We start from the raw sequence: 24,931 nt of genomic DNA on the forward strand, positions 1-24,931 counted from the left end.
TTTGCAGGCCTGATGTAGCTGCCTACCAGCCGTTGATCCGTGGCCAGGTGGCGACCGGATCCATCCCCGAACCGTCGACCACATGATAGGCCTCGTGCATGGCCGCGGTCATGCACGCATGGTTGGGCAGGATGCGGACCCGCGTCCCCACGGGGAGCTGGTCGAAGGGGAAGGGGCCATCGGAAACGAGCATTCCGTGCTCCTGGTAGACATGGCCGACCGTCACGCCGTCGATGCGCCGGGTCGCGTTCACATCCATGACGAGGCCGAAGCCGATATCCTCGGCCAGTCCCGGCGCGCCTGTGCTGCGGTCCTTGGAGAGGGCGAGCGCGCCGGCATCGACAAGGGCGCTGTTCATGTCGGGCCGGTGGCCGATGATCGTGGCCAGGACGGAAACCGCGATGTCCTCGCGGCTGAGGGAGGCGATTTCGGACTGGAAGACGTCGCCGAACATGTAGACGCCGCACCGCACCTCCGTGATGCCCTCGAAGGACACGCCGTGCGTCGCGGTGGGCGTCGATCCCACGCTGACCACCGGCGCCGGCAGGCCGGCCGCCCGCAGGCGCTCCGCCGCCGTGGTCGCGCAGAGGCGCTCCTCCTCGGCGACCTTGCGGATCGCCTCGAGGCTGCGGCCCTGGTAGGAGTGCCCGGCATGCGTCAGCACGCCGGCGAGCCGCAGCGCGGGCAGGTGGTGGATGACCTTGCCGAGCTCGATCAGCGCGGTGGAGTCGGCCATCACGCCGGCGCGCTTTTCACCCGAGTCGAGTTCGATCAGCACGTCGAGCTCGATGCCCAGCGTGACCGCGCGGCTGCTGATCTCTTCAGCGACTGCGATCTGGTCGGTGATGACCGTCAGCTGCACGCCGCGCCGGATCAAGGCGGCGACGCGCTCCAGCTTGTCGGGGATGATGCTCACCGCATAGGTGATGTCGCCGATGCCGTGGCCGGCAAAATACTCGGCCTCGCGCAAGGTCGAGACGGTGACACCGCCAAAGTTCCCGGCCAGGGCGAGGCGAACGACGTCGATCGACTTCGAGGTCTTGGTGTGCGGCCTCAGCCGCACGCCCAAGGCGCGGAAGCGATCGGTCATGCGGGTGGTATTGCGTAGCAGCGCCGCCCGATCGAGAATCAGGGCGGGCGTTTCAAGTGTATTCAGGCCCAATTCGGTTCCTCCGTGAGGCTGGGTGGGCAGTCCTCAAGAACGAGGCCAGGTGACGTCGCGGTCGATCGGGAAGACCGGCCGCGGCAGGTGCTTGAAATCGAAGCGCGACAGTACCGGGGAGCTCAGTCCGGGCGCATCGACCTCGATCACCTGGTCAGCACGGAAGAACTCGTCGAAGCCGGCCCGGAAGTGGCCACGCGACTTGACGATGACCGATCGCGCCTTCGCGATGTCGATGCCCATCATCTCGAGGAACACGGGATCGGCGCACTGCGTGCGAATGGACACAACGACCACCTGGACGCCGCCCAGGTCGAGCAGCACGGTGGTGCCGAGGTTGAGCCGGCGTCCGGCGTAGAAGCCGCGGCGGCCGACGCAATCGCCGTCGCGAATCCTCAGGACCGTGGCATCGGCCTCGAAACGGCGGGAGAAGCTGTCGGGCTCGACGCGATTGAACACGGCCCTGAACCGGGCGCCTTCGCCACGGTCCATCGCTTCCTGTGCCAGCGCCGGGTCGTTGAAGATGCCAAGCACGGCCCCCTTGGCGCCGGACTTGACGAGCGCCTCGAGAATCCAGGTGGTGTTGCCGTTGGCGCCGCCGCCCGGATTGTCGGCAACGTCGGCAAGGATCACGGGCTCGGAGTCCGCGTCCTGACCCGAGCGCACCGCGCGGGCCACGGCCTCTTCGAGCGTGGTGAGCCGCGGCACGTAGCGCTCGTGATCCTTCCAGGCATAGCGGGCAATGTCCTCGGCAACGCGTTGCGCCGCTTGCTTGCCGCTGCGCGCGGTGACGATGATGGCGAGCCCGTTCTTGGGGGTGTCGGCGTAGGCAAAGCCGCCCAGGATCGAGATGTTGACGATGTCGGGGCCAAGCCGCGTCTGCCCGTAGTTGATGAGGTCGGCGTAAGGGCCCGTCTCGGTCAGCAGCGTCACTGTCGGCGGCGTTACCGGCAGGCGGATGATGGCCGCCGCCGGCCGCAGCCCGTAGAACATCTCGTTGAGTGCGTCGGCGGCGTCCTTGCCGCGCGCCACCATGTCGACGTGCGGGTTGGTCTGGTAGGACACGATGACATTGGCCATCTCGACCATGCGGTCCGAGACGTTGCCGTGCAGGTCGAGCGTGGCGACGACCGGAACGTCCGGGCCGACGATCTGCCTGACCATCGAGAAGATGACGCCGTCGGGGTCCCGCTCCTGCGTGGTGATCATGGCGCCGTGGTTGCAGATATAGACGCCATCCAGCGCCCCCGCCGCCTCCAGGCGGGCACGCATCTCGACCAGCACTTCCTCGAAGAATTCGTGATCGATCGGCCCGCCGGCTTCGACGAGCCCGATGAGGATCGGCACCGGCTCCCATTCGATGGTGCTGTTCATCGTGGCACAGAAGCTCAGCAGCTCCGCCGGGACCTTCGACTCCGAGCGGTTGAGCTCGGCGCGGAACTCCTCGCCGGCGACGTACAGCCGCTTCAGGAAGTCGTCGCGTCCGGTGACCGGCGCGAAGCTGTTGCTCTCCAGCATGAGGCCCAGCAGGGCAACGCGTTTCTTGGGCTCAACTGAGAACATCTGCTGACTCGTGACCTATTGTGACCCACGAGTATCAATGCCTGCCGTTCAAGAACCAATGCCGGCTTCGCCTTGCATGATGCGTCTTTCGCATCGTCACCAGGTGCCCGACTCTTCGGCCTCCAGCAGTTCCCAGAACTCCTCGGCAGTTGCCGGAAGGGGCTCGCGAGGGCGAAACAGGCGGATCTCCACGGGGATGAACCAGGTTTCGTCACCAGCTGCCACGAGCCCCCCGGTGACTAGGTCTTCATGAATGCTGCTCTCCGGCAGCCAGGCCAGGCCACGCCCGCTGCTGCTCATGTTCTTGAGCACGGCAGCCAGATGCGAAACGAAGACCCGGTTGAGGTAGACCGGCGCATCGAGATGGGTGAGCATGTGCTCGACGGCCCGGCCGATGGCCGATGTCTCCGAATAGGCCAGATAGTGCACCGGGTCCTCCGCCGTGCCGGGGAGGCGATCGATCGGTTGGCCTGTCGTGTCGGGCAGGGTGACGGGGATCAGCGTGTCCCGGCCCACCACTTTCGACGTGAAGTGGGTGGGCGGCAGGTGCAGGTCGATGGTCGGGTGGTAGTGACTCAGCATGAAGTGGCAGTCGCCCTTGAGCAGCGACTGCACGCAATCCGCAAACTGGTTGGAATCGAGGCGGGTGTTGAAGGTGTGGCTGCGCGCTTCGATGCCCCGCAGCCAGGTAGGGAAGAAGGTCAGGGAAAGACTGTGGGTCGCCGAGAACCGGACGGTGTTGGCCAGGGTTTCACTGACCTGCTTGGCCTCGTCGCGGCCCTGGTACAGGCGCCGCAGGACATCCTCGGCCACCGGCCGGAACCGCTCTCCCGAGGGCGTCAGCCTGATCGGTTGCGCCGTGCGGTCGAACAGACTGGCGCCGATCCATTCCTCAAGACTCTTGATGCGCCTGCTAAAAGCAGGCTGAGTGGTGTACCGGGCCTCTGCCGAGCGCGAGAAATTGCGGGTGTCGACCAGGCTGAGAAAGTCTTCGAGCCAGCGGATTTCCATTACGAGAGTGCGTCCAGCATCATGATAGGCGTTTGGCAAAGACCACGCCGAGCGACTTGTCCATGCGGTCGATGGTCGCCGTCAATGCCTTGCGCTTGGGCGGCCCGGCCGCGTGACCCTACGCATGCGCCGGTGTCATAGGGGCATACGGTATTCACATTCGCCCTTGCCGGTGACGCAGGGTAGGCTCCGGCGAAATTCTCGCAGCAGATCCGACAGGTGTTCCTTGACTGACAAAGTTCGCGACTACTGGCGCAATTTCGTTGGCGGGGAATGGGTCGACGCGGCTGACGGCGGCCGCATAGCCGTGCTCGACCCGGCGAGCGGGGAGACCATCTGCGAAGTGGCGCGGGGGAGTGCCGCCGATATCGACCGCGCGGTGGCCGCCGCCCGGCAGGCCTTCGAGAGTCGTGTCCTGCTGGCGATGACCCCGGCCGCTCGCGGCGAGCTGATGTTCGAAATCGCCCGCCAACTCGACGGGCTGGCCGACGAGATCGCCCTTGTCGAGATGCGCGACAACGGCAAGACGCTGCAGAACGGCTACAAGGAAGTGGCGCTGACGCAGCGCTACCTGCGCTACTATGGCGGACTCGCCGACAAGCTCGAAGGACGGCAGATCCCGCTGGGCGAGGGCCTTCTCGACTACACGGTCCATATGCCCTACGGCGTCTCGGCGCAGATCGTGCCGTGGAACGGTCCGCTGCCGGTCGGAGCGCGCTCGGTTGCCTGTGCGCTGATCACCGGCAATACCGTTGTGCTCAAGTCGCCCGAGGACTCGCCGCTGAGCCTGTTCCTGTTCGCCGAGGCATGCGAGCGCGCTGGGGTGCCCAAGGGGGCGCTCAGCATCGTGTGTGGTTACGGCCGCGAGGCCGGCGCCGCGCTGGTGGCGCATCCCGACATCGACCACATCGTCTTCACCGGCTCGGTCGAAACCGGCAAGAGCGTGCTTCGTGCGGCGGCCGAGCGGGTGATACCGTGCGTCATGGAACTCGGCGGCAAGTCGGCCGGCATCGTCTATGCGGATGCCGACCTCGATCTCACGGCCCGCAATGCGGCGCGCGGCATCTTCACCCACTCGGGCCAGATCTGCTCTGCCGCCTCACGCCTCATCGTGCACCGCTCGATCCACGACCAGCTGGTGGAGAAGCTCAAGGCGCAGGCAGGCATGCGCACCGTCGGTCCGGGCGCCGAGGGGCGCGACATGGGCCCGGTGATTTCGGACCGGCAACTGCTCCGCATCGAGGGGCTCTGCCAGGCCGGCGTCGAAGAGGGCGCCACCCTCGTAACCGGCGGCAGCCGGCTCGACCAGCCGGGCTACTTCATGCCGCCCACCATATTCTCGGGGGTGACACCTCGGATGCGCATCGCCAACGAAGAGTTCTTCGGTCCGGTACTCGTCGTCATTCCGTTTGATACCCCGGAAGAGGCCGTCGAGATCGCCAACGGCACGGATTACGGTCTCGCCGCGGGCGTCTTCACCCGCGACCTGCGGCTCGCGCATTGGACGGCCGACCGGCTGGTGGCGGGGCAGGTCTATGTCAACGATTGGTGGGTAGGCGGTGTCGAGACCCCGTTCGGTGGCACCAAACGCTCCGGCTATGGCCGGGAAAAGGGGCAGGAAGCGCTCCTCGGCTACGTGCAGACCAAGAACGTCGGCATTCGTTACTGACCGTCAACTGCGGAGATCATCATGTTCGACGAATTCAAGGGCAAGGCGGTTCTCGTCACGGGTGCCAGTTCGGGAATCGGCGCAGCGGTGGCCCGCAGCTTCGGCAGCTACGGCGCGAAAGTGGGGGTGCACTACAACAGCCATCCCGCAGCGGCGGAAGCCGTGGCGGACGAGATCCGCAGCGTGGGCGGCGATGCGTTCACGGTGCAGGCCGACGTCACTGATCCCGCAGCCGTAGCGGAGGCAGTCGAGGCCGTTGCAGCTCGCTTCGGGCGGCTCGACATCCTCGTCAACAATGCCGGATCGATGTTGAAGCGGGTGCCGCTCGTCGATGCCTCCTTCGAGTACTACCAGCAGGTCATCGATACCAACCTCACTTCCGTCTTCGCGATGTGCCGCGTGGCGATTCCGATCATGCGCCGGCAGGGCGGGGGCAACATCATCAACGTGACCTCGATCGCCGCCCGCACGGGTGGTGCGGCTGGCGCCGGCATCTACGCTGCCGCCAAGGCGGCGGTCAGCACGTTGACGAAGAACATGGCCAAGGAGGAGGCGGCACACGGGATTCGCGTCAACGCGGTGTCGCCCGGCGTGATCACCACCCCGTTCCACGACAGCGTGTCGTCCCCGGCGCAGATGGAAGCGGCCCGCTTGGCAATTCCCCTGGGTCGGCTGGGAACCCCTGAGGACTGTGTCGGTACATTCCTCTATCTCGCTTCCGACGCCCTGAGTCGCTACGTGAATGGCCAGGTCATCGAGGTGAACGGCGGCCAGCTCATGCCGTGACCTCCGGTCCGGCAATGGGGCCCCAGCTGCGACGGGAGCTGACGCCGTTGGTGCGCGTGCATGCCGCGCACGAAGCACGTCGGTGCCGCGTCGCCGATTCCGGATGCCTAAAGCGTCGGTCCCTCGCCCGATGAAGTCATCGGCGTGCGCCGTAGCGCATCGAGACGGAAACAGCGCCTCCTTCAATCGCCAGTCGTCACCCTGCGAGCCGAGGACGTGCCAGAGCTGGAGCATTGCGCCCGCGCCGATGTGTATCCCGTTCACTCCGCGCCCAGACCCAGCCTGCCACGCCCAGGCCCGTGCGGCTCCTGCCGAACCTCAGCCGTGTCCGTGTCGATGGTGGAGATCGGGGTAGTGCGGGTGCGTGTGCCGTAGCGGCTCGTGCCGGTGCCAGTGGGAGTGCGGTTCGGTCACTGGCCCATCGTGCTGGTGCTGATGATGCTCGTCATGGACATGGCGATGCGCATGCTCAAGCACGTCATGCGCATGGTCATGGTCGTGGCGTTCGGTCAGGTGCATCCACAGCCCGAACGCCATTAGTGCAGCAGCGCCGAGCAGGCTCGGTGTGACAGGCTCGCCCAGCAGCACCAGCGCCAGGGCAGCGCCGATGAACGGTGCCAGCGAGAAGTAGGCCCCCGTGCGGGCCGTGCCGAGATGCCGCAAGCCCAACATGAACATCACGAGGCTTACGCCGATGCCGAAGAACCCGACTACGCCCCCAGCGAGAAGGAAGCCCGCCGATGGCACGATGGCTCCCGTCGCAAGGGCGAGACCGAGGTTGACCGCTCCCGCTACCAACCCCTTGATCATCGCGATCTGCACGGGGTCCGCGGACGAGAGCTTTCGCGTGAGGTTGTTATCGATGCCCCACGCGAGGCAGGCTCCAGCGATCAGCACGGCCCCTGCGTCGAACCTCACCGACTGGCCGCTCCACGTCAGCAACACGGCCCCGGATAGGATGGCGAGGGCCCCGAGGAGCAATCGTCGGTCCACGTTCTCCCGGAACACAAGCCACGCGATGGCCATGGTGGCGAGCCCCTCAAGGTTCAGCAGCAGGGACCCGGTCGAGGCGGACGTGAGCGAGAGCCCGAACATCAGCAGCAGAGGGCCAATGACGCCGCCGAAGAGGACCACTGCCGCCAGCCATGGGAAGTCCTGACGGGCAAGGGGGGCTTCGACAATCGGCAGCCCAACAGCCCTGCGGAGGACATGGAAGAAGCTCAAGCCGACCCCAGCGCCGAGGTACAGGATACCCGCCAGCATCCATGGGTTCACCGCACCGAGCAGCAGCTTCGACAGCGGAGCTGAGGCACCGAAGAGGACAGCGGAGCCGAGGGCAAGCGGCACGCCCGGCCAGAGGTGGGACTTGGTTGGGGTCGTGGACATGGTGGAGAGGTACTACGTCCCCTCGCTCAAAGTCACCTGCTCACGAAGGAAGAGCTAGCTGGAGAGGTGCACCCCTGCAACCGTAGTGGCGTCATGGGGTACGCAGATGGGGTACATCGCGGGGTACGCACCGGGGCCGTGAGGTTCCGTAAGGTCTTGAAACTGCTTGTCTTATCGGGGTGATCAAAGCGATGGTGGAGCTGAGGGGACGCTCGTCACTCTCGGATTGGCCGTTGAAATACCTTTGCATTTTCTGTCTCTGTTCGTCTTTTGTGTAGCAGTGGTGTGGCGCAATGCAAGCGTCTTCTCCAGTCGTTTGACCGATGGTTGGATAGGTAGCGATCTGAGGATTTTGCGAACGGCAGGACGATCTGATGGAGAAAACGTGCGTTTCAAACTACCCGTTGAGGTGCAACATCTGGTGCACGCCCGGAACCTGCTACGGAAAAGGTATGAGCATCTCGGACTGACATTTACGCCATACGGCAACCTCGTCGACGATCTTGGCGAGGCCGTCACTTCCGAGCTATTCGGGCTGCGGCTCGCACACACGCGGGGCCTTAAAGGTAATCGATGCCGTCATCAGCGGGAGGGGTAGGCACAAGAAATCCGGGCGAGGGCCGCATTCTACTAGCGCAAGAAAGGTTGAGGCGTAGCCGCTGCGCATCGTCAAAGCTGGATCGGCCAACACATCAACGGACAAACCCCCGGCAGATCGCTCCGCTGGGGGCTCATAGTACGTAAATAACGACTGCGTTACGGTCTTGCCGCTCCGCTAGAAGTGGAAGTTGAAACCCGCCCGAACGATAGCAGCGCTCGACGAAACTGCATAGGCGTCAACATCGTCGTCGTAGTCATCGTCAACATAGGTCGTGGGTAAACCGACGTAGAGACCCTCAACTTTGACGCTGACGTTGTCGGAAACCATATATTCAACGCCTACACCAGCGGCCAAGCCGAATTGCAACTCCTCCAAGCAGTATCCGTCATAGTCCCCGCAGTCGTTCTCAGGAGAGTAGTCCCCCTTGAAATTCACTTGAACCGCCGCCAACCCGGCCGTTGCGTAGAACAGAGTCTTGTCCACCGCCAGCCCAGCGCGCAGCCGAACTGTAGAGTACCAGTCCCACATCCTCTCATGGTCGGTGTCGTAGAGATTGTCATAGAAGCTGGCCCCCAAGTTTGACCAGTTCAAGTCAGCCTCAATGCCCACAACCCCAGAGCCGAATTGTGCGTTCATGCCAACCGTGCCACCAGCACTGAAGCCCCAGTCAGACAGATCGACGCTGCCATATGATATGTTCTCGTCGAAGTCTGAGAAGGTGGAGGAGAACAGACCGCCGCCGACCGTTCCGCCCACGTAGAAACCACTCCAATCCTCTACACCGGCTGCGACGTCAGGAACGTAAACCTCGTCCATCAGGTCAGCAGCGTACGATGCTGAAGTGGTAAGCAGCAGCGCTGCGATAGCCCCAGAAAAAGCCTTCATGAGAAACCTCCAGTTCTTTCAATTTGGAATTTAACCCGATCTACGACCCAAAGCTGTAACCAAATAGCCACATGCTGGTCTCATTCGAGGCGACAGCAGCGGAGGCGGGTACGGCGCACGCGGCGCCGTTGGGCAGCAAACGATGCCAAGTCACTGGAGGGCCGGTAGCGACGTCTGAGGTCGTGTGAAACGGACAGACCCTACGTAGGCGGCAGCAGCCAGTGTGGAGTGGGTTGCCGGGAGTAGATTTCTCGCCTTGGCTGCTGGTGCCAGCCAAGATTGAAGGCGTTGTCCCGAGTGAAGAACGTGAGGCGGTGGTAGTTGATGTTGTCATTGATCCACCAAGCCAAATCTTTCCAGCTATCTGCGGATGTCGCTCGGTCATTGAACCCCGGTGCAACAACACAGGCGGCCGCACCCTTGTGACCGTTGGCGTCCACGCGATCCCAGATGTGATAGGAAAAGTTCTTCTCGTTGCTGGCGCACTGGAGCCCATTTTTCGCACCGAAGTCGTTGAGCTTGGCTGAGCGGAAGCCAGATCGCACGACGATCGGCCCAAACTGCTTCACCAGCGGCTCCAGCACCTCGGCGCAGAGCTTGGTGCCAACCTCAATGGCGAGGTCCGGATCGTCGGGGGCGTTCGGGATGCCGAAGGCCACTCCGATTTCCGAATAAAGGAACTGCCGCATGTAGAAGTTCTGCGACAGGCGGATGCGGCCAAGCTTGTCAAGTTTCCAGTACAAATCGTTCATGAACTAGTGTGCGCTAAAATCTTGTCTTTGCTATGTTTTTTCGCCGAACCGCCTACTCACTGCCAAGCTGATGCAGGAAAGGTCGGAAGGTGTTGACCGCCGTGTTGGCGGTCCTGCAGAGCCAATTGAGCAAGGCGTCATCCTCCTCGGCGCGACCCGGATAGAGGATCGACACCGTCGCGCTGAAGGCGGAGGCGGAGTGATCTTCCTCCAGTGCGAGGGGCAGGCCCAAGCGGTCCTCAAGATCGGGCAGAGACTCTTGGATGGCTGCTAGCGCCTTTCGCCCTTCCTCGCCCTTCAGACGAAAGAACAGCCCTGCCGCGCCTTCTCTGGTGCGGTACGCTGTCATGCTGTCAGCCGGGGACGGCAGTGCCATGCGCACCCAACCGGTTCCGCCATGACGCGGCTTGGGCTGGTCGGGATGATCGAACTGGACCGTATCGATAAATCGCTGCCAGAAGCGGCGCTTGGCGTCCTTTTGAGCATTGGCCTTCGGGTCTACGACGGCTTCGGCATCCTCATGGCTGCTCTGCTCGGTATCGAGCAGCACCGGCAGACCCTCCGGCGAGACGATGATGCGATGTTCGATGACCTCAGTGCGGAGGGGGACGCTGGGAACGACGATGGTCTGTCCCTGCCCATCTTCCCAAAGCTGAAACTCCACGAGGGCCAAGCGGGAGGCAAGACCGCTGCTCTGGTTGAGGTGGGTAGCGATGGCATGAACATCGGAGCGAATGCCGTCGCCTGCGATAATCAGGGCAAAGTCACCAAGGGCCAAAGAGCGGGACACACCATCGACGAAGATTGCCTCCTCCAGTTGTGGAAAGGCCTTTCGGGCATGCTCATAGAGGGGGTTGGGTCCGCTCCAGCCGAGAGCGACCTTGAGGCGTGCGGTCAGGTCCGCGTAGGACCACTGGCGCAGCAGGGAGGCGTATTCGAGGATTTGGGCGATCACCTCACGGCGGGCCTGTGGGTTGCGCCACAGCTTGCACTCGACCAAAACGAGCCGCCCTTCGGCACTGACGCCGAAAATGTCGAGATAGACCGTACCGCCCACCTTGGGGATGCTCAGTTCCCGGCAGATCGGCACGTAGCCGAAAGTGCCCGGCGTCACGGCCGCTAGGGGCACCAACTCGGGCTTGGCGAAGAGAAGGCGTTGCAGCCACTTCTCATCGTGTCCGACCTCGGCGGCGGGCTGAAGCGATGACCTTTTCAGCCAAGTGCCATGATCGAAATCGTCGCCGTCGAACACCAGTGAATGCAAGGCCGCCCCCAAATCACGAAACGCTATGCAACATAAAGCGTGACTGCCGGTAAACAGCATTTCTACAAGTCAGGCAAAATGGTGCGACACATCTGCTCCGGCCGATGGTCGTGGCCATGCACAGCAAGCTCGACGTACTCAGAAGCGCAGTCGGCCAGCGGATCAGGTCCGCGCGCCGGTCACGGGACATCAGTCAGGAAGACTTGGCGGCGACAGTTGGCAGGTCAACCGCTGCGCTGTCCAACATCGAGCGAGGCGCGAGCCTGCCACCTCTGGATACGCTGTTTCAGATCGCCGAAGCGCTCGACGTTCCTATCTCAGCCTTCTTCGCGAACATCGACACGTCCGCGAGCCCGAAGCGTGTGGAGCTAGATGCGGAGATGGCCATGCAACTCCGCGCCCTGCGTGACGATCAGATGGCGACGGCGTTGCGCGTGGTGAAGGCACTGCGTGAGCCTTAAGTTATTGCACCCGCTTCGGTCCTTCGGGGACCCACAGGTTCCGCCTATGAAAGTGGCCAAACGTGCACGCGCGGGTGCGCCGCGAACCCGCCAGCAGGTTACGCGAGGGGGCCGGTGACGGCCACTCGCAGCGAAGCAAGCAGACCTTCGTAGGCTGGCGCTACCCCATATGTTCGCCATCTCTCCCGTTGAACGGTTCGCACGCGATGTAGAACGCCATCTAGGACAAGTTGCTCGCATGCTGCTCGAACCGGTCGTGTCGCCGCTTCTGCCACGCGACCCGTTTCTAAGAGTGGCAGCAGAAGCCACGCCAAGGGGAGCCCATGTTCAGCGCATCTACTAGTGACAGCGTTGATGAAGCCGACCATGGCGTAAGGCCCGGAGCGGGGATGTGTCGCCGGGATCGACGCGAGTGAGGCTAGGAGCGTATTCAGACGAACGGACGCTCGCTCATTCACGAAGCGAAGGAAGTCTCCCACGTCACTGAGGGTCCTGTTCGGCAGAACGCTGGTCCGCGCTAGCCGCTGGTATCGCGCACGGATTTTTCCTGTGTGCCGAAGTTCGATCCTCAGTCGTGTGGCCGACTTGGCATACAGACCTAAGGAGACGTTGGATTGCAGGGGCACGGCATAGCTCGTGCTGTTTGCGTGGGTGGTCCTTGCGGTATTCTCTCGCATCTCGGTGAGCCTTTCCCCGACCTCCCTCGCTACCTGCCTTGCGTCGTGCTCCTCAAACTCCCAAGTGCTCTCGGCATGGCGCACGGTCCAATTCGACCAAAGGACTTGCAGGTCTAGCCCCGTATCGCGACAGCGGAGCAATTCCCGTTCGACAAGCAGGGCAACCAACTCAAGGTAGCGGGTCGTCACGGCGACCCAGTCGGCACGCAGCGCATGCTGGACGCGGACAGGGAGGATGAAGTTGTCGTTGCCGTCCAACGTCAGCCGTGAAGCTTCGTGCCGTGTTCTACGGTTCACCCGCAGGTCGCGTTCGGCTGCTTCGATCGTTGGGTCTTCGGCGGGCTGTACTCCGCGATGGGAAAAGAAGCGCAGAGGGTTGAGGTCAAGTTCGATGCCCACATGCCAGTGACCGTCACCACGTGGCCGAAACCAGAGGGTCCCTCCGAACAGCCACTGGTCCGTTCCCCGGAACTTCCTGACCGTGAGACGGAAACCTGAGGCGCCGTATCCTTCCGAATGAACCTGAAACACCTGCCCGTCGGCAGCGGCCTCCAAGGCTACTCGAACCTGTTTGGTGGTAGCGCGCCGAACAAAGGAGCTAGGGAAGGATATTACGAGTTTGTCCGTCCAAGCCCTATCGGGTCGGAAAGTGAACCCCGGTGCAAAATAGGGGAGGGCACGTACTGGCCTGATGCGCGTAGTGCGAGTGTGCAAGTTGGCCCTGACGGCTAGTCTTGTTTACCGTCTATAGAACGGGCCGACGTTGCAGACGCAAGCATGAAGGTGCGGCTACGCTGCGCTGGAGGCGAGAACCCTGTATACCGACGCCCTGCCAACGCCCAGCCGCTTGGCAATCTCAGACGGACTCACGCCCTCCCGGTGGAGCAGGAAAATCTGGGCGGCCTTTGCTTGAACGGTCGGCTTCCGCCCCCGGTACTTCCCCTCCCTCTTCGCCTTTGCGATGCCCTCGCGCTGGCGTTCCAGCATGATGCCTCGCTCGAACTCTGCCATCGCCACCATCATCTGCACGAAGAACTTGTCCTGCGGAGACTTGGTGTTGATGGCCCCCTTTCCAAAGCTGAGAACCCTGAGCGAAACCCCCTTCTTCTCCAGTCGCTGTACTATGTCGTTCAAGTGAGCCGACGACCGGGCCAGCCTGTCCACCTTGGTCACGACAAACTCGTCGCCCTCGCGCACAAACTCCAGCGCTGCCTCTAGCTGGGCGCGCTCGGCCACAGAAGAGACCTGCTCCGAAAACATCCTCTCTACGCCTGCCCCCAATAGATCGCGCTGCTGAGCTTCCAGCCCTGCTTGCTGTTCGGCTGTCGAGGTTCGTGCGTATCCAACGAGCATCTGTCTGTCTCACTAGCATCAAAGACACTATAAGACTTTGTCTCAAAATTGCAACCGGTATTTCCGTGAGACGCCTTGGCGCTCATCGATCGCGTCTCCCTAGCTCCCGCCCGTGTGAGAAGGCAAAGCCGCGGCTAAGCGGTCTGGAACAGAGTTGGTGCTACGCTGCTAGATCAACCGAGACCGCTACATGGCCAGCGGTTATCGACGTCAACATAGAGGCTGTCGCTATGTCACCGGTAACGAGCCGCTGGGCTTGGGAAAGCTCTTCTTTGATACGTATCTTGTCGTCGTCGGGCACAAGAACGACCCGTTGAAGTATGCTCGCAGCATCCAATCCAACGTGTTTGCGCAGAGCTAACTGAAGTAGGTGCTTGTTGGTAAGCCTCTTTCGCGCGCTGAAAATGGCAAACTTATAGGCGAAATCCCGCTCCCTACGAGAAAAAAACACCCGACTTGGGATCGCCCTTTTGAAATTGAGAAGTAGCACTTGAGGAGACTGCTCGGAATGTGTCCGCCAACTCAGCGCAAGAACGCGAGCTAAATTGGCGTAAGTCTGTTCCTTGGCATCCAAAACGATCCAATAATTGGAAAGGAAGGCTCGCTGTCGGGGAGAACTGCGGTCAAAGGAGCGCTCCAGTTCGCCGGTTAAGTGCGCCTTCAAATCATCAAGGTCAGCCAGAGGCTTTCCGTTCCACTTCTTGGCAGAGGCGATCTCGTCCGCTCCGACACCCAACGACCGGAGGGTAGCAGCCACCGCCGCCACGTTGTCTGCACTTCGATGAAAAAGCTGTGTCCATTCCCGCCCGTTCGGCGCATTTAAGTCAGCGACCAGCCCAAAATCCGCCGTCTCAGCGCTGTCCCCGCCGAACAGGTAGACGAGTTCGTCTTCTCCCTCGCCGACCAATTTGGCCTCGGGCGTGCGCACGAGGTCCTGAATGCTGCGATGTATGAACAGCGATGTGTCGCTAAGAGGCATTGCACTCATTCCGCTCACTATACACTACCTTGGATATGGTTACGGCAATGGCAATTGTCTCGTCGTCGATTTCGATCAGCCCCTGTACCCCGTCGCGCCGCTCCCAGTACACGACGCCGTTCGGGAGTTCTGAGGTTGGCTCGACATCGGTCCAGAACTCGATCCCCTCCTTGTCCACACAAGGTAACGGCCCGGAACCGCCATCGCACAGCGGCAGCTTGTAAGCCTTTACCTTGGGGAAGGCGCCGCCGATTTTGATCGCCTTTCCCCAAATCTGACCCGATGCAAGCTGCTTCTTCGCGGTCTCATAATCTTGGGTCTTGCCATTCTTAACCCGATGAAAAGGACCATACCTAAACGGCATTCCGTAGTCCTTCGAACTTACTTGGGCACCCGGACGGCAGGATAGAGATGCGAAAGATCGAGGCCATCATACTCTATACGATTAAGCTGCTCGCGAGAGAGCTTCACTAGGTTGTCAGTGCCGTAGTGGTCACCGAGCCCTTTTGCCGACCAGCCGCCGATCTTCACCGCTACGTCATGGCTCACTTCCGCTCGCCGCATAGCGCTGCGGAACGTGTGTCGAAGGCTGTGAAATACCTTTCGACTGTCCGTTACTCCAGCCTTTTTCCGGTATCTGGAAAACCACCGCGAAACGGGTGCGGCGATGTAACCGTGACGGTCAGGCTTAAGCGAGGGAAACAGTCGCCGACTGGAGCCCTCTGGCAGCCGCTGTGCAAACTCCCAAAATCCCAGCCTGATTAGCTCATCAACGATCGGGATGGCTCTGAGCGCAGCCTCGGTCTTCTGCGAGCGCACGATTTCCTCCTCCTCGCGGTCCGAGTACTCCGTCTCATCCCACACGTCCCACATCGTCACGATGCAAGGAATGCCGCCTATTTTGGTGACTTCCTTTCTCGTTAGCTGACAAATCTCACCCAGCCGCAGCCCTGTGAACAGCGAAACAAGAGGCACCCAGTAGCGCGGATCGTCCGGCAACTCCCCTGAGATTGGCGGTGGTTTCGCCGCCCCGTTCTTCCGGGCTAGCTGCCGGTATTGGCTGCCAAAAACCTTAAGAAGGTCGTGAGGCGCGAACTCCAACCGGCCGGGCCTCCGAGGGCCAGTCGGCTTCTCCGCCAAACCATGTGCGACGCTCTTGCCGACGTAGTCCTCTTTTTCTGCCCACCGAAAGAACGCGGCCAGATCAGACAGATAGCCATATAGCGTGTTTGCCGCGATCGGCTTGAGCCCGAGCCGCGCCGCCTCTGCTGAAGCTTGCGGCGCTGACAGACGAGCCAAGTCAGGCTTCTTCCTCCAGTTGGGAGGCAGGCGCCTGAGCACCTGTTCAAACCGAGCCGTTTCATCACGCGTTACCGCAGACATCGGCTTGGAGACATCGAAACAGTCTTCGATAAGGCTCCAAATGTAGTCGTAGCCGTTGATGGTCTTGGAGCTTCTTGCGTTCTGCTGCTTCTTAGCCTTGTACAGCGTGTGAACGTCCCTCAGCGATACCAGCCGCCGGGGGTTGGTCTCGCTGGGACGGGCAGGCTCAGGATGGGACAGCCGACCAGCAGAACCGACGAACATTGTATCTGTCTCGTCCGGTGGCAGGACCCCAAACACCCGCCGCTCCAACGCCGACTTCTCGGCGCGTCTGAGATAGCCGCCAAGTATGAAAGCGGCGTTCGGATCGCCTATATACCCCGCCTTCTCTAGCGTGCTTTCCGCTAGCGAGAGGAAAGGAGCTTCAGACAACGGGTTTCCGTTAGTCAACTCTATGAGGTCGTCTCGCCAGTTCGACACCATCGTTTCGTGATCGGCCCCCAGCGCTTCAAGCGCGTCGTCGATGGCCGTCTGTCGGCGGCCGAAGTATTGGAGGGCGAGCGCCCTTAGATCATCGTCGGTCGCCTTTGGTTCCTCTGCGCTCATGCGGGACAAGATCGCGTCGAGGACATGGGCAACATCATGAGCGGTTTTCAGATACCGGCGCTCTGCCTCGCGACGATCTCCCGTGCGGAGCGACCGCATGATCAACTCACGCGCTGTTCCATCTTCGTGAAGCAGTTCGCGCCATTCGTGGAACGGTGCACCGGGGTTCACTGACAGCCGACCCCATCGCTCGGGGTTCGAGGTGATGCGGTTGCGCACGTCCTCCGGGACGCGTTTGCGATAATAGAAGACCGACCCTCGGAGCATTAGGCCGGGATACTTGCCCATGTCGTCCATACCCAATGTGTAGCAGGGTTGTGGAGCAGCGAGGACAGAAAATGCTTGGATTTCAGAGGTTTTTGAGCGGGATCAACGCTCTAGTCGGAACTGGTGGAGCTGAGGGGAATCGAACCCCTGACCTCATCATTGCGAACGATGCGCTCTCCCAACTGAGCTACAGCCCCGCTCCGATCGGGGGGCTTGTTAGCCGATCCGATCGGTTTGGGCTAGTGGTTTTTTCTCGTCGCTGGTGGTGCCCGGTCACCGGCATCCGTCCCCATCATACGGGTCTGGGCAACGGGGAGGACAAGTGCGCCGCTGTACGGGAGAAGCGCCGAGGGCCGGGCTAGACGCTGGCCCAGGTGCCGGTCTTCTCGCTGGCAAAGATCGCGTCCAGCACCTTCATGTGCCTGATGGCGTCTTCGACGCCCCATTCGAGGGGCTTGTTGTCGAGGATGGCGCGGCAGAAGGCGTTGGCCTGCTCGGTGTACTGGTCGCAGGGCGGGATGATCTCGCGGCGGGAAAGGCTGCCGTCCTGGGCATAGCCCTGGTCGATGAGGATGGCGGTGGCCTTGTCCTCGGGGGCGTTGAAAGGAATGAGGATTTCGACGCGGCCCCTGGTGCCGATGAGCTCCAGCGACTGGCTGCCGACCGACTGGGTGGAGCAGATGAAGCTCGACTGGCGGCCGCCGCCGAAATCGAGCAGTACCGAGGCGAGGCGGTCGGTCTTCATCTGCGGGTCGCGATCGACGAGCGCGACGGCGCGGGTCGGTTCGGACTCGAACAGGAAGCGCGAGGCGGTGACCGGGTAGCAGCCGATGTCGTAGATGCCGCCGCCGCCGATATCGGCCTGGTTGCGCACGTTCGTTGGGTCGGTGAGGTAGTAGGTGAACACGCCGCGGATGGCGCGCAATTCGCCCAGTTCGCCCGAGCGGGCGATCTCGCGGGCGCGCAGCCATTGCGGGTGGTGGCGCACCATGAAGGCCTCGTAGAACACGATGTCCTTCGGCATCTGGCGCAGCTGCTCGGCCTCCATGGCATTGAGCGCAATGGGCTTTTCGCACAGCACGTGCTTGCCGGCGCGCGCTGCGGCGAGCGTCATGGGGACGTGCAGGTGGTTGGGCAGCGGGTTGTAGATGGCGTCGATGCTGGGATCGGCGAACAGCTCCTCGTAGGAGCCGTAGGCCTTCGTCTTGCCGGTCAGGCCGAGCTCGGCGATGTAGGCATTGGCCTTGTCGAGATCGCGCGAGGCGACGGCGGCAACTTCGCTGAGCGGCGATTTCATGATCGCCGGGGTAACCTTCTTCAGTCCGATATTGGCGGTGCTGAGGATGCCCCAGCGAATTTTCCTGTCGGCCATGATGCCCTCCCTCGATCGTGCGTCGAACCTAGCGGATGGTCAGCCCCGCTGCCATACTACTTCCGCGACTTCGCCACGCCGATGAACGGATCCTGAACCGTCGTCAGGCGGCCTGCCCGGCGGCCCAGCCGGAGGCCCAGGCCCACTGGAAGTTGTAGCCGCCGAGCCAGCCGGTGACGTCGACGCACTCGCCGACGAAATAGAGGCCGGGGACGGTGCGGGCCTGCATGGTGGTCGAGTCGAGGCCGGCGGTGTCGATGCCGCCGAGCGTGACCTCGGCGGTGCGGTAGCCTTCCGAGCCGGTGGGCTTGATGGTCCAGCGGCGCAGCGCGTCCTCGATCTTTCCGAACGACTTGTCCGAGATGTCGCCCATCATCGTGGTGATGCCGATGTCCTCGGCCAGGATCTGGGCCAGGCGCTTGGCGAAATGCTGCGACAGGACGGTCTGGAGTTGTACCTTGGGCGTGCTGGTGCGGGCGTCGCGGAGGATTTCGGTGAGGTCGCCATTGGGGAAGAGGTCGATGACGATGGCATCGCCCTCACGCCAGTAGCTCGAGATCTGCAGGATCGCGGGGCCGGAAAGACCGCGATGGGTGAACAGCAGCGCTTCCTCAAAACTCCTCTTGCCGACCGAGATGCGGGTCGGGTCGACGGCGATGCCGCTCAGTTGCGCCATCCACTCGAGGATGCGCGGCTCGAAGGTGAGGGGAACAAGGGCCGGGCGCGTCTCGGTGACCTTCAGCCCGAACTGGGTGGCGAGCTGGTAGGCGAGGCCGGTGGCGCCCATCTTGGGGATCGACTTGCCGCCGGTGGCGACGATCAGCGCGCCGGCGGTGAACGAAGCGTCCTCGGCGGTGACGGTGAAGGTGGCGTCGGCGTGGCTGACGCCGGTGATCACGGTCTCGAGCCGGAGGGTGGCTCCGGCCTTGCGCAGCTCGGCGAGCAGCAGGTTGACGATCTGCTGGCTCGAGCCGTCGCAGAACAGCTGCCCGAGGGTCTTTTCGTGGAAGGGGATGGCGTAGCTGTCGACGAGCGCGATGAAGTGCTCCGGGGTGTAGCGGGCAAGGGCCGACAGCGCGAAGCGCGGGTTCTGGCTGATGAAGCGGTCGCGGCCGGCCTTCACCGTGGCGTTGATGTTGGTGAAGTTGCAGCGCCCGCCGCCGGAGATGCGGATCTTCTCGCCGGCGGCCTTGGCGTGATCAAGCACAAGCACCTTGCGGCCGCGCTTGCCGGCCTCGATGGCCGCCATGAGGCCCGCGGCGCCGGCGCCGAGGACGATGATGTCGTAGTGGGTCATGGCGCGGGGATACACCGGGACGCGGGTGGTGGATAGGGGCGATGGGATGGACACTATCGAGCCCCAAGCTCGGATGACATCCCGGCTTTCGCCGGGATGACATCGAGTTTTTGGGGGCGTCGAGCTCCTACTGCCGACGTAGGCAATTTCCTATACCCGATTGACTATTTGCGATTTCGGCGTAGATAACGCGGCGCCGTAGAGACAAGGATCGGGCGCGATGCGCAGCGAACTGGACATGACCGTGACTGCCGGGGTGGCGAAAGCCGCCGGCACGGTCATTGCAGCTCTCATGGCGGCGACCAAAACCACCAAAACCCCCTGAGCCGATCCCCGGGCCTCTCCCGCCGGGGAGCGGCCTGAGCCATGCGTGCCGCGGACCGATCCGGTCCAGCGCGGGGGACTGAAGGCAAAGAGGACCAAGTTCAAATGGGTTATCGCGTCGCTGTCGTCGGGGCCACGGGCAATGTGGGCCGTGAAATGCTCAATATCCTCGCCGAGCGGAAGTTTCCCGCTTCCGAGGTGATCGCGCTGGCGTCGGCCCGCTCGCAGGGCCAGGAAATCAGCTTCGGCGACAAGCGGCTCAAGGTGCAGAACCTCGAGAACTTCGACTGGACCGGCGTCGACTTCGCGCTGATGAGCGCCGGCTCGACCGTCGCCAAGGAGTGGGGCGAAAAGATCGGCGCCACCGGCACCATCGTCGTCGATAACTCGAGCTTCTGGCGCTACCATGCCGACGTGCCGCTGGTGGTGCCCGAGGTCAACGCGCACGTGCTCGACGAATACATGGCGCGCAACGACCGCAAGAACATCATCGCCAACCCGAACTGCTCGACGGCGCAGATGGTGGTGGCGCTGAAGCCGCTGCACGACCTCGCCAGGATCAAGCGCGTGGTGGTCTCGACCTACCAGTCGGTGTCGGGCGCCGGCAAGGAAGGCGTCGACGAGTTGTGGGCGCAGACCAAGGGCATCTTCGTCAACGACAGCCCGACCCCCAAGAAGTTCTCCAAGCAGATCGCCTTCAACGTCATTCCGCATATCGACGTGTTCATGGAAGACGGCTCGACCAAGGAAGAGTGGAAGATGGTGGTCGAGACCAAGAAGATCCTCGACCCCAAGATCAAGGTGACGGCGACCTGCGTGCGCGTGCCGGTGTTCGTGGGCCACTCGGAGGCGATCAACCTCGAGTTCGAGACCCCGATCTCGGCCGACGAGGCGCGCGATGCGCTGCGCGAGGCGGACGGCGTGTCGGTGATCGACAAGCGCGAGACCGGCGGCTACGCCACCCCGATCGAGGCGGTGGGCGAGTACGACACCTATGTCAGCCGCATCCGCGAGGACGTGACGGTTGAGAACGGGCTCAACATCTGGGTGGTGAGCGACAACCTGCGCAAGGGCGCGGCGCTCAACACGGTGCAGATCCTCGAGACGCTGATCGCGCGCAACCTGGTGGAGCAGAAGGCGGCGTAAGGCTGTCGCCTTCGACCATCGTGCTCCCACCCCTCATCCGGCGCTACGCGCCACCTTCTCCCCGACGGGGAGAAGAACAGAGGTGGCTCGATGGGGCCGCAGCGTATTCCTCTCCCCGTCGGGGAGAGGGTGGATCGGCCGCAGGCCGAGACGGGTGAGGGGTTAAGCCACTGACCTCGCTGTAGAGATCGTTGCATGCCCATCCGCCACATCCTGCTCGCCATTGCCGTCGCCGTCGTCTGGGGACTGAGCTTCATTGCCATCCGGTGGGGGGTGGACGAGGTGGCGCCGTTGCTGCTGACGGCGTTGCGCTATGTGTTTGCGGCGTTGCCGGCGGTGTTCCTGGTCAAGCGCCCGGCGGTGCCGCTGCGCCTGCTGGTCGGCTACGGCCTCGCCATCGGGGTGGGGCAGTTCGGGCTGCTGTTCATTGCGGTCAAGCTGGGCATGCCGGCCGGGCTCGGCTCGCTGGTGATCCAGCTGCAGGTGTTCTTCACCATCTTTCTCGCCTTCGTCTTCTTCGGCGAGCGTCCGGGCTGGGCGCAACTGGGCGGTGCAGGCGTGGCGCTCGCCGGCATCGGCGTCATCGCACTCGACCGGCTCGAGGGTGCGGCGCTGCTGCCGCTGCTCATGACCATCGCGGCGGCGGTATGCTGGGGGCTGGGCAACACGGCCGGCAAGAAGGCGGGGCGGGTCGACATGCTCGGGCTCGTCGTGTGGTCGGCGCTGGTGCCGCCGATTCCGCTGCTGCTGGCTTCGCTGCTGCTCGACGGGCCGGGCGCCATCCCGCTGGCGCTCGAGCATATCAGCTGGCGCGGGATCGGGGCGATCGCCTTCATGTCCTATGTCGCGACGCTGTTCGGCTTCGGCGCCTGGGCCTGGCTGCTCAGCCGCTATCCGGCGAGCCAGGTGACGCCGTTCGCGCTGTTCGTGCCGGTGGCGGGCATCGCCAGCGGGGCGCTGCTGCTCGGCGAGGCGATCACGCTGCCTGAGATCATCGGCAGCGCGCTGGTGTTCGCGGGCCTGCTGATCAACGTGTTCGGGCCGCGCCTGAGCAAGCGGGCGGCGGCGTGATCAGCCTGCGGCCGGCGACACCGGCGGATGACATGCAGATCGCGGAGCTGTTCGCGGTATCGCGGCGGCTGCTGACCTTCCTGCCCGATCTCCACACGATCGAAGAGGACCGGGTGTTCGTGCGCGATCACATGCTGCGCGACTACCAGGTCACGGTGGCCGAGCGTGACGGCAGGATCGTCGGCTTCATGGCCGAGCTCGAGGGGTGGATCGAGCATCTCTACGTCGATGCGGGCCAGCTTCGCTCGGGCGTGGGGAGGACGCTGATCGAGGCCGCCCAATCGCGCAACGAGACGCTGCAGCTGTGGTGCTTCGCCGACAACCTGCGTGGCCGGGCGTTCTACGAGCGGATGGGGTTCGAGGCGGTGAAATTCACCGACGGCGCCGCCAACGAGGCCAAGGCGCCGGACATCATGTACCTGTGGGAGCGGGATTCGGTCAGTGGCTGAAGCGGAGCCGATGGTGTGCTGGGCTGGTCTCGGCGGCAGAGCGCGGACCCCGTGCCTCGGCTTGGCCTTCCCGCTGGGTAGCTGGCCGCCTCAATGAATGCGCAGCTCCGGCGCGCCAGGAACGGTCCGTAGCGCGGTCAGGGGGCCAATCGTAGAATCAGACGTCCGGCCGATAGAAGTCGCCGTCGTCGTTCATGACCCAGAGCTCGCCAGTCGAGATGTCGAACCAGGCGCCGTGGACGGCGAGCTTGCCCTCTTCCTCGAGCTTCTTGACGTAGGGGAAGGTCCTGAGGTTGGCGATCGAGTTGCGGATCGAGAAGCGCTCGAGCATGGTCTGGCGCTCCTTGTCGGTGAGCAGCGTGTATCGCGACACCGCGTCGGCAACCGGGGACAGCATGTTCATCCACTTGCCGATGAAATCGCCCTGGGCCAGCGGGCCGGCGGCGGGATCGAGGGCGGCGCGGATGCCGCCGCAGCGGCCGTGGCCCATGACGACGATGTTCTTGACCTTGAGCGCGTTGACGGCGAACTCGATGCCGGCCGAGGTGCCGTGCTGGCCGCCGTCGGGCTGGAAGGTCGGCACGAGGTTGGCGACGTTGCGCAGCACGAACAGTTCGCCCGGGCCGGCCGAGAAGATGGTCTCCGGCGCCGCGCGGCTGTCGCAGCAGGCAATGATCATCGTGGTCGGCGACTGACCCTGGTCAGCCAGCTCCCGGTAACGGCCCTGCTCCGCGTCGTAGCGGTCGGACATGAACGACTTGTAGCCGTCGAGCAAAAATGCTGGAAACCGATGCATGCCGCAGCGATTAGCTGTTTGCCGCGGCATTTTCAACGCCCGGCATTATCGGGCAGGGGGGCATAGGAGTATTGCATGCTGATTTATCGATTCCTCTCGGGCGAGGACGACTCTAGCTTTTGCCACAAGGTGACCAAGGCGCTCAGCGAGGGCTGGGTGCTGCATGGGTCGGCCACCTATGCGTATGACGCACTGACCAAGACGATGAAATGCGGCCAGGCCGTCACCAAGGTGGTGTCGGACCAGCCCTACGATCCGGACAGGAAGCTGGTCGACTACGTCTAGCCATCGGGTTCCTGCGGGCGATGCGGCGTCCGCGGGGGCATAAATGCAGGATGAACGTCCGGTTCAAGGCCGGTTCCGGGGGCACTCGGTAGAACGAACCCATGACGCGCAGGGATGCGCCACGCTTGAGGTTCGAAAATGCAGATCAAGACCGTTGTCGCCGCCGTCGGACTTGCCGCCGTAGCCCTGCCGCTGGCGGTGCTGGCGAGCCAGCCGCGCCTGCCGGTGCGGCCCTCGCTCGATACGGCGAAAGTGCTGTCGCTGCTGGTGCTCGATCCCTACGCGGAAACGGACATGAAGGTGCGGCTGCCGCAGGGATACGCGACGCTGGATGTGGATGGGGATCCGTTCGGGGAGTGAGGCGGGCTACTGCCCCTCACCCCGGCGCTTCGCGCCACCCCTCTCCCTCAAGGGGAGAGGGGAGACTCACACGATCCCCTTCAGCCGCACGTGCTGCAGCAGCATGATGGTCTTGGCGTCGGCGATCTCGCCGGTGGCGATCATGCCCAGTGCATCGTCGATAGCCAGTTCCAGCACTTCGATGTCCTCGCCCTCGTCCTCGAGGCCGCCGCCGGCCGAGCGCGGGGTGTCGGCGTCGTACTCGGCGATGAACAGCGACAGCTTTTCGGTGACCGAGCCGGGGCTCATGTAGGCGGACAGCACCAGTTCGACGTCGTTCACGTGGTAGCCCGATTCCTCTTCCGCCTCCTTGCGGGCGGTCTCGACCGGGGTGTGGCCGTCGAGCTTGCCGGCGACGACCTCGATCAGCCAGCCGGGCTCGCCATGGGCAAAGACCGGGAAGCGGAACTGGCGGGTGAGGATCACGGTGCGCCGGGCGCGGTTGTAGAGCAGGATGCCGGCGCCGTCGCCGCGATCGTAGGTCTCGCGCACCTGGCGCTGCCACTCGCCGGTGGAGCGGCGCAGCTCGAGCGTGGTCTTCTTTACGAGGCCCCAGTTGTCGGACAGGACCACCTCGTCGAGCACCCGTACCCTGCTGTTCACCCTACCCCCCGCTGCCGGAACCCGCGCCGGAACCGAAGCTCTTGCCACGCGTTGCTGAACCCAATGTGAACACCGGCTTCACGGCAGGGCCAGCGAGCCGGGAATAGACATAACACCAAGCAGCGGAACCCGGGGACATGACCTCCACCGGGCGCCCGCACCAAGGACGAAAGATGGACCAACTCGCAGCACGACCTATCAAGCCGCCCGTGCCAAGGGTGTGGCGGGACAGGTTCGAGCGAAATGGTCCGTCCGAACGGCAAGACGTGCCGTCGGTGCTTTCGTCCGCCACGACAGCGTCCGGCTACCGCAGCGCGCGGGTGTTGAGCCTGGTGCTCGCACTCGAGGCGCTGCGGGCCGCGCCGGACGCGTTCGAACCCCGCCCCTGATCCGGATGACCCCGGTGGGGGCGAGACCGGTGGAGCCCTAGAACGAAAGCCCAAT

23 protein-coding genes and 1 tRNA gene are annotated in these 24,931 nt (G+C 63.4%); 8 read left to right on the top strand and 16 right to left on the bottom strand.

Features of this window, described 5'->3' with window-relative positions; genetic code table 11:
- Positions 1-22 precede the first annotated feature (22 nt).
- From J0I99_RS14870 to J0I99_RS14880, 3 genes are all read right to left on the bottom strand, one after another.
- Positions 23-1,162: an alanine racemase gene (locus tag J0I99_RS14870; protein WP_291398446.1), complete on the bottom strand. Its 1,140-nt coding sequence runs from the start codon at positions 1,160-1,162 to the stop codon at positions 23-25.
- 33 nt (positions 1,163-1,195) lie between these two features.
- Positions 1,196-2,725, bottom strand: a complete 1,530-nt coding sequence (locus J0I99_RS14875) for a M81 family metallopeptidase (RefSeq protein ID WP_291398447.1) — start codon at positions 2,723-2,725, stop codon at positions 1,196-1,198.
- Positions 2,726-2,821: 96 nt separating this feature from the next.
- Entirely contained in the window at positions 2,822-3,736 is a 915-nt protein-coding gene (locus tag J0I99_RS14880; protein ID WP_291398448.1) for a LysR family transcriptional regulator, read from the bottom strand.
- Between the two features lie 226 nt (positions 3,737-3,962).
- Here J0I99_RS14880 and J0I99_RS14885 point away from each other — a divergent pair, with 226 nt between their 5' ends.
- Positions 3,963-5,405, top strand: coding sequence for an aldehyde dehydrogenase family protein (locus J0I99_RS14885; RefSeq protein WP_291398449.1), 1,443 nt, complete (start codon positions 3,963-3,965; stop codon positions 5,403-5,405).
- A 21-nt stretch (positions 5,406-5,426) separates the two neighbouring features.
- Entirely contained in the window at positions 5,427-6,191 is a 765-nt protein-coding gene (locus J0I99_RS14890) for an SDR family NAD(P)-dependent oxidoreductase (RefSeq protein ID WP_291398450.1), read from the top strand.
- Between the two features lie 318 nt (positions 6,192-6,509).
- Here the strand turns inward: J0I99_RS14890 and J0I99_RS14895 are convergent, their stop codons facing one another.
- From J0I99_RS14895 to J0I99_RS14910, 4 genes are all read right to left on the bottom strand, one after another.
- Positions 6,510-7,577, bottom strand: coding sequence for a DMT family transporter (locus J0I99_RS14895; RefSeq protein ID WP_291398451.1), 1,068 nt, complete (start codon positions 7,575-7,577; stop codon positions 6,510-6,512).
- Between the two features lie 775 nt (positions 7,578-8,352).
- Complete coding sequence (locus tag J0I99_RS14900) at positions 8,353-9,063, bottom strand: outer membrane beta-barrel protein (RefSeq protein ID WP_291398452.1); 711 nt, start codon at positions 9,061-9,063, stop codon at positions 8,353-8,355.
- A 200-nt stretch (positions 9,064-9,263) separates the two neighbouring features.
- A complete protein-coding gene (locus J0I99_RS14905) occupies positions 9,264-9,815 on the bottom strand; it encodes a hypothetical protein (RefSeq protein WP_291398453.1) in 552 nt (183 codons plus the stop codon).
- Between the two features lie 52 nt (positions 9,816-9,867).
- Complete coding sequence (locus J0I99_RS14910) at positions 9,868-11,079, bottom strand: hypothetical protein (protein ID WP_291398454.1); 1,212 nt, start codon at positions 11,077-11,079, stop codon at positions 9,868-9,870.
- A gap of 116 nt (positions 11,080-11,195) precedes the next feature.
- Here J0I99_RS14910 and J0I99_RS14915 point away from each other — a divergent pair, with 116 nt between their 5' ends.
- A complete protein-coding gene (locus J0I99_RS14915) occupies positions 11,196-11,540 on the top strand; it encodes a helix-turn-helix transcriptional regulator (protein ID WP_291398455.1) in 345 nt (114 codons plus the stop codon).
- 1,466 nt (positions 11,541-13,006) lie between these two features.
- Here the strand turns inward: J0I99_RS14915 and J0I99_RS14920 are convergent.
- The 7 genes from J0I99_RS14920 to J0I99_RS14950 all read right to left on the bottom strand — a co-directional run bounded on the left by J0I99_RS14920 (position 13,007) and on the right by J0I99_RS14950 (position 19,414).
- The gene (locus tag J0I99_RS14920) at positions 13,007-13,570 is read right to left on the bottom strand and encodes a recombinase family protein (protein WP_291398456.1); all 564 of its coding nucleotides are present in this window, start codon (positions 13,568-13,570) and stop codon (positions 13,007-13,009) included.
- 160 nt (positions 13,571-13,730) lie between these two features.
- Positions 13,731-14,549: a hypothetical protein gene (locus J0I99_RS14925; protein ID WP_291398457.1), complete on the bottom strand. Its 819-nt coding sequence runs from the start codon at positions 14,547-14,549 to the stop codon at positions 13,731-13,733.
- Complete coding sequence (locus J0I99_RS14930; RefSeq protein ID WP_291398458.1) at positions 14,539-14,913, bottom strand: hypothetical protein; 375 nt, start codon at positions 14,911-14,913, stop codon at positions 14,539-14,541. The genes J0I99_RS14925 and J0I99_RS14930 overlap by 11 nt, the downstream gene beginning before the upstream one ends.
- Positions 14,914-14,930: 17 nt before the next feature.
- Positions 14,931-16,766: a site-specific integrase gene (locus J0I99_RS14935; RefSeq protein ID WP_291398459.1), complete on the bottom strand. Its 1,836-nt coding sequence runs from the start codon at positions 16,764-16,766 to the stop codon at positions 14,931-14,933.
- 100 nt (positions 16,767-16,866) lie between these two features.
- A tRNA-Ala gene (locus tag J0I99_RS14940) sits at positions 16,867-16,942 on the bottom strand.
- Between the two features lie 161 nt (positions 16,943-17,103).
- Positions 17,104-18,117: a Gfo/Idh/MocA family oxidoreductase gene (locus J0I99_RS14945; protein WP_291398460.1), complete on the bottom strand. Its 1,014-nt coding sequence runs from the start codon at positions 18,115-18,117 to the stop codon at positions 17,104-17,106.
- Positions 18,118-18,220: 103 nt separating this feature from the next.
- Positions 18,221-19,414, bottom strand: coding sequence for an NAD(P)/FAD-dependent oxidoreductase (locus J0I99_RS14950; RefSeq protein ID WP_291398461.1), 1,194 nt, complete (start codon positions 19,412-19,414; stop codon positions 18,221-18,223).
- Positions 19,415-19,843: 429 nt separating this feature from the next.
- Between J0I99_RS14950 and J0I99_RS14955 the strand changes: the two genes are divergently transcribed.
- The 3 genes from J0I99_RS14955 to J0I99_RS14965 all read left to right on the top strand — a co-directional run bounded on the left by J0I99_RS14955 (position 19,844) and on the right by J0I99_RS14965 (position 22,404).
- On the top strand, positions 19,844-20,884 hold the full coding sequence (locus J0I99_RS14955) for an aspartate-semialdehyde dehydrogenase (RefSeq protein ID WP_291398462.1): 1,041 nt from the start codon (positions 19,844-19,846) through the stop codon (positions 20,882-20,884).
- A gap of 195 nt (positions 20,885-21,079) precedes the next feature.
- The gene (locus J0I99_RS14960; RefSeq protein ID WP_291398463.1) at positions 21,080-21,955 is read left to right on the top strand and encodes an EamA family transporter; all 876 of its coding nucleotides are present in this window, start codon (positions 21,080-21,082) and stop codon (positions 21,953-21,955) included.
- Positions 21,956-21,987: 32 nt separating this feature from the next.
- Positions 21,988-22,404, top strand: a complete 417-nt coding sequence (locus J0I99_RS14965; protein WP_291389779.1) for a GNAT family N-acetyltransferase — start codon at positions 21,988-21,990, stop codon at positions 22,402-22,404.
- A 157-nt stretch (positions 22,405-22,561) separates the two neighbouring features.
- On the opposite strand, the gene J0I99_RS14970 is transcribed toward J0I99_RS14965, so the two are convergent.
- Positions 22,562-23,200: a carbonic anhydrase gene (locus tag J0I99_RS14970; RefSeq protein ID WP_291389780.1), complete on the bottom strand. Its 639-nt coding sequence runs from the start codon at positions 23,198-23,200 to the stop codon at positions 22,562-22,564.
- Positions 23,201-23,275: 75 nt separating this feature from the next.
- Here J0I99_RS14970 and J0I99_RS14975 point away from each other — a divergent pair, with 75 nt between their 5' ends.
- Entirely contained in the window at positions 23,276-23,485 is a 210-nt protein-coding gene (locus tag J0I99_RS14975; RefSeq protein ID WP_291389781.1) for a DUF1737 domain-containing protein, read from the top strand.
- 138 nt (positions 23,486-23,623) lie between these two features.
- Positions 23,624-23,845 (top strand): hypothetical protein, encoded by a 222-nt coding sequence (locus J0I99_RS14980; protein WP_291398464.1) that lies wholly within the window; start codon positions 23,624-23,626, stop codon positions 23,843-23,845.
- 66 nt (positions 23,846-23,911) lie between these two features.
- Here the strand turns inward: J0I99_RS14980 and J0I99_RS14985 are convergent, their stop codons facing one another.
- Positions 23,912-24,487, bottom strand: a complete 576-nt coding sequence (locus J0I99_RS14985) for an NUDIX domain-containing protein (protein ID WP_291389783.1) — start codon at positions 24,485-24,487, stop codon at positions 23,912-23,914.
- Positions 24,488-24,931 lie beyond the last annotated feature (444 nt).

This window comes from Devosia sp. (assembly GCF_017307495.1).
Taxonomy (GTDB): Bacteria; Pseudomonadota; Alphaproteobacteria; order Rhizobiales; family Devosiaceae; genus Devosia_A.

What these genes read in the sequence shown, in the direction of transcription:
- J0I99_RS14950 (WP_291398461.1), bottom strand. Translation starts at nt 19,414, where the DNA reads ATGACCCACTACGACATCATCGTCCTCGGCGCCGGCGCCGCGGGCCTC.
- J0I99_RS14935 (WP_291398459.1), bottom strand. Translation starts at nt 16,766, where the DNA reads ATGGGCAAGTATCCCGGCCTAATGCTCCGAGGGTCGGTCTTCTATTAT.
- J0I99_RS14980 (WP_291398464.1), top strand. Translation starts at nt 23,624, where the DNA reads ATGCAGATCAAGACCGTTGTCGCCGCCGTCGGACTTGCCGCCGTAGCC.
- J0I99_RS14960 (WP_291398463.1), top strand. Translation starts at nt 21,080, where the DNA reads ATGCCCATCCGCCACATCCTGCTCGCCATTGCCGTCGCCGTCGTCTGG.
- J0I99_RS14970 (WP_291389780.1), bottom strand. Translation starts at nt 23,200, where the DNA reads ATGCATCGGTTTCCAGCATTTTTGCTCGACGGCTACAAGTCGTTCATG.
- J0I99_RS14890 (WP_291398450.1), top strand. Translation starts at nt 5,427, where the DNA reads ATGTTCGACGAATTCAAGGGCAAGGCGGTTCTCGTCACGGGTGCCAGT.
- J0I99_RS14930 (WP_291398458.1), bottom strand. Translation starts at nt 14,913, where the DNA reads ATGCCGTTTAGGTATGGTCCTTTTCATCGGGTTAAGAATGGCAAGACC.
- J0I99_RS14895 (WP_291398451.1), bottom strand. Translation starts at nt 7,577, where the DNA reads ATGTCCACGACCCCAACCAAGTCCCACCTCTGGCCGGGCGTGCCGCTT.
- J0I99_RS14925 (WP_291398457.1), bottom strand. Translation starts at nt 14,549, where the DNA reads ATGCCTCTTAGCGACACATCGCTGTTCATACATCGCAGCATTCAGGAC.
- J0I99_RS14875 (WP_291398447.1), bottom strand. Translation starts at nt 2,725, where the DNA reads ATGTTCTCAGTTGAGCCCAAGAAACGCGTTGCCCTGCTGGGCCTCATG.
- J0I99_RS14965 (WP_291389779.1), top strand. Translation starts at nt 21,988, where the DNA reads ATGCAGATCGCGGAGCTGTTCGCGGTATCGCGGCGGCTGCTGACCTTC.
- J0I99_RS14900 (WP_291398452.1), bottom strand. Translation starts at nt 9,063, where the DNA reads ATGAAGGCTTTTTCTGGGGCTATCGCAGCGCTGCTGCTTACCACTTCA.
- J0I99_RS14975 (WP_291389781.1), top strand. Translation starts at nt 23,276, where the DNA reads ATGCTGATTTATCGATTCCTCTCGGGCGAGGACGACTCTAGCTTTTGC.
- J0I99_RS14945 (WP_291398460.1), bottom strand. Translation starts at nt 18,117, where the DNA reads ATGGCCGACAGGAAAATTCGCTGGGGCATCCTCAGCACCGCCAATATC.
- J0I99_RS14880 (WP_291398448.1), bottom strand. Translation starts at nt 3,736, where the DNA reads ATGGAAATCCGCTGGCTCGAAGACTTTCTCAGCCTGGTCGACACCCGC.
- J0I99_RS14915 (WP_291398455.1), top strand. Translation starts at nt 11,196, where the DNA reads ATGCACAGCAAGCTCGACGTACTCAGAAGCGCAGTCGGCCAGCGGATC.
- J0I99_RS14905 (WP_291398453.1), bottom strand. Translation starts at nt 9,815, where the DNA reads ATGAACGATTTGTACTGGAAACTTGACAAGCTTGGCCGCATCCGCCTG.
- J0I99_RS14955 (WP_291398462.1), top strand. Translation starts at nt 19,844, where the DNA reads ATGGGTTATCGCGTCGCTGTCGTCGGGGCCACGGGCAATGTGGGCCGT.
- J0I99_RS14920 (WP_291398456.1), bottom strand. Translation starts at nt 13,570, where the DNA reads ATGCTCGTTGGATACGCACGAACCTCGACAGCCGAACAGCAAGCAGGG.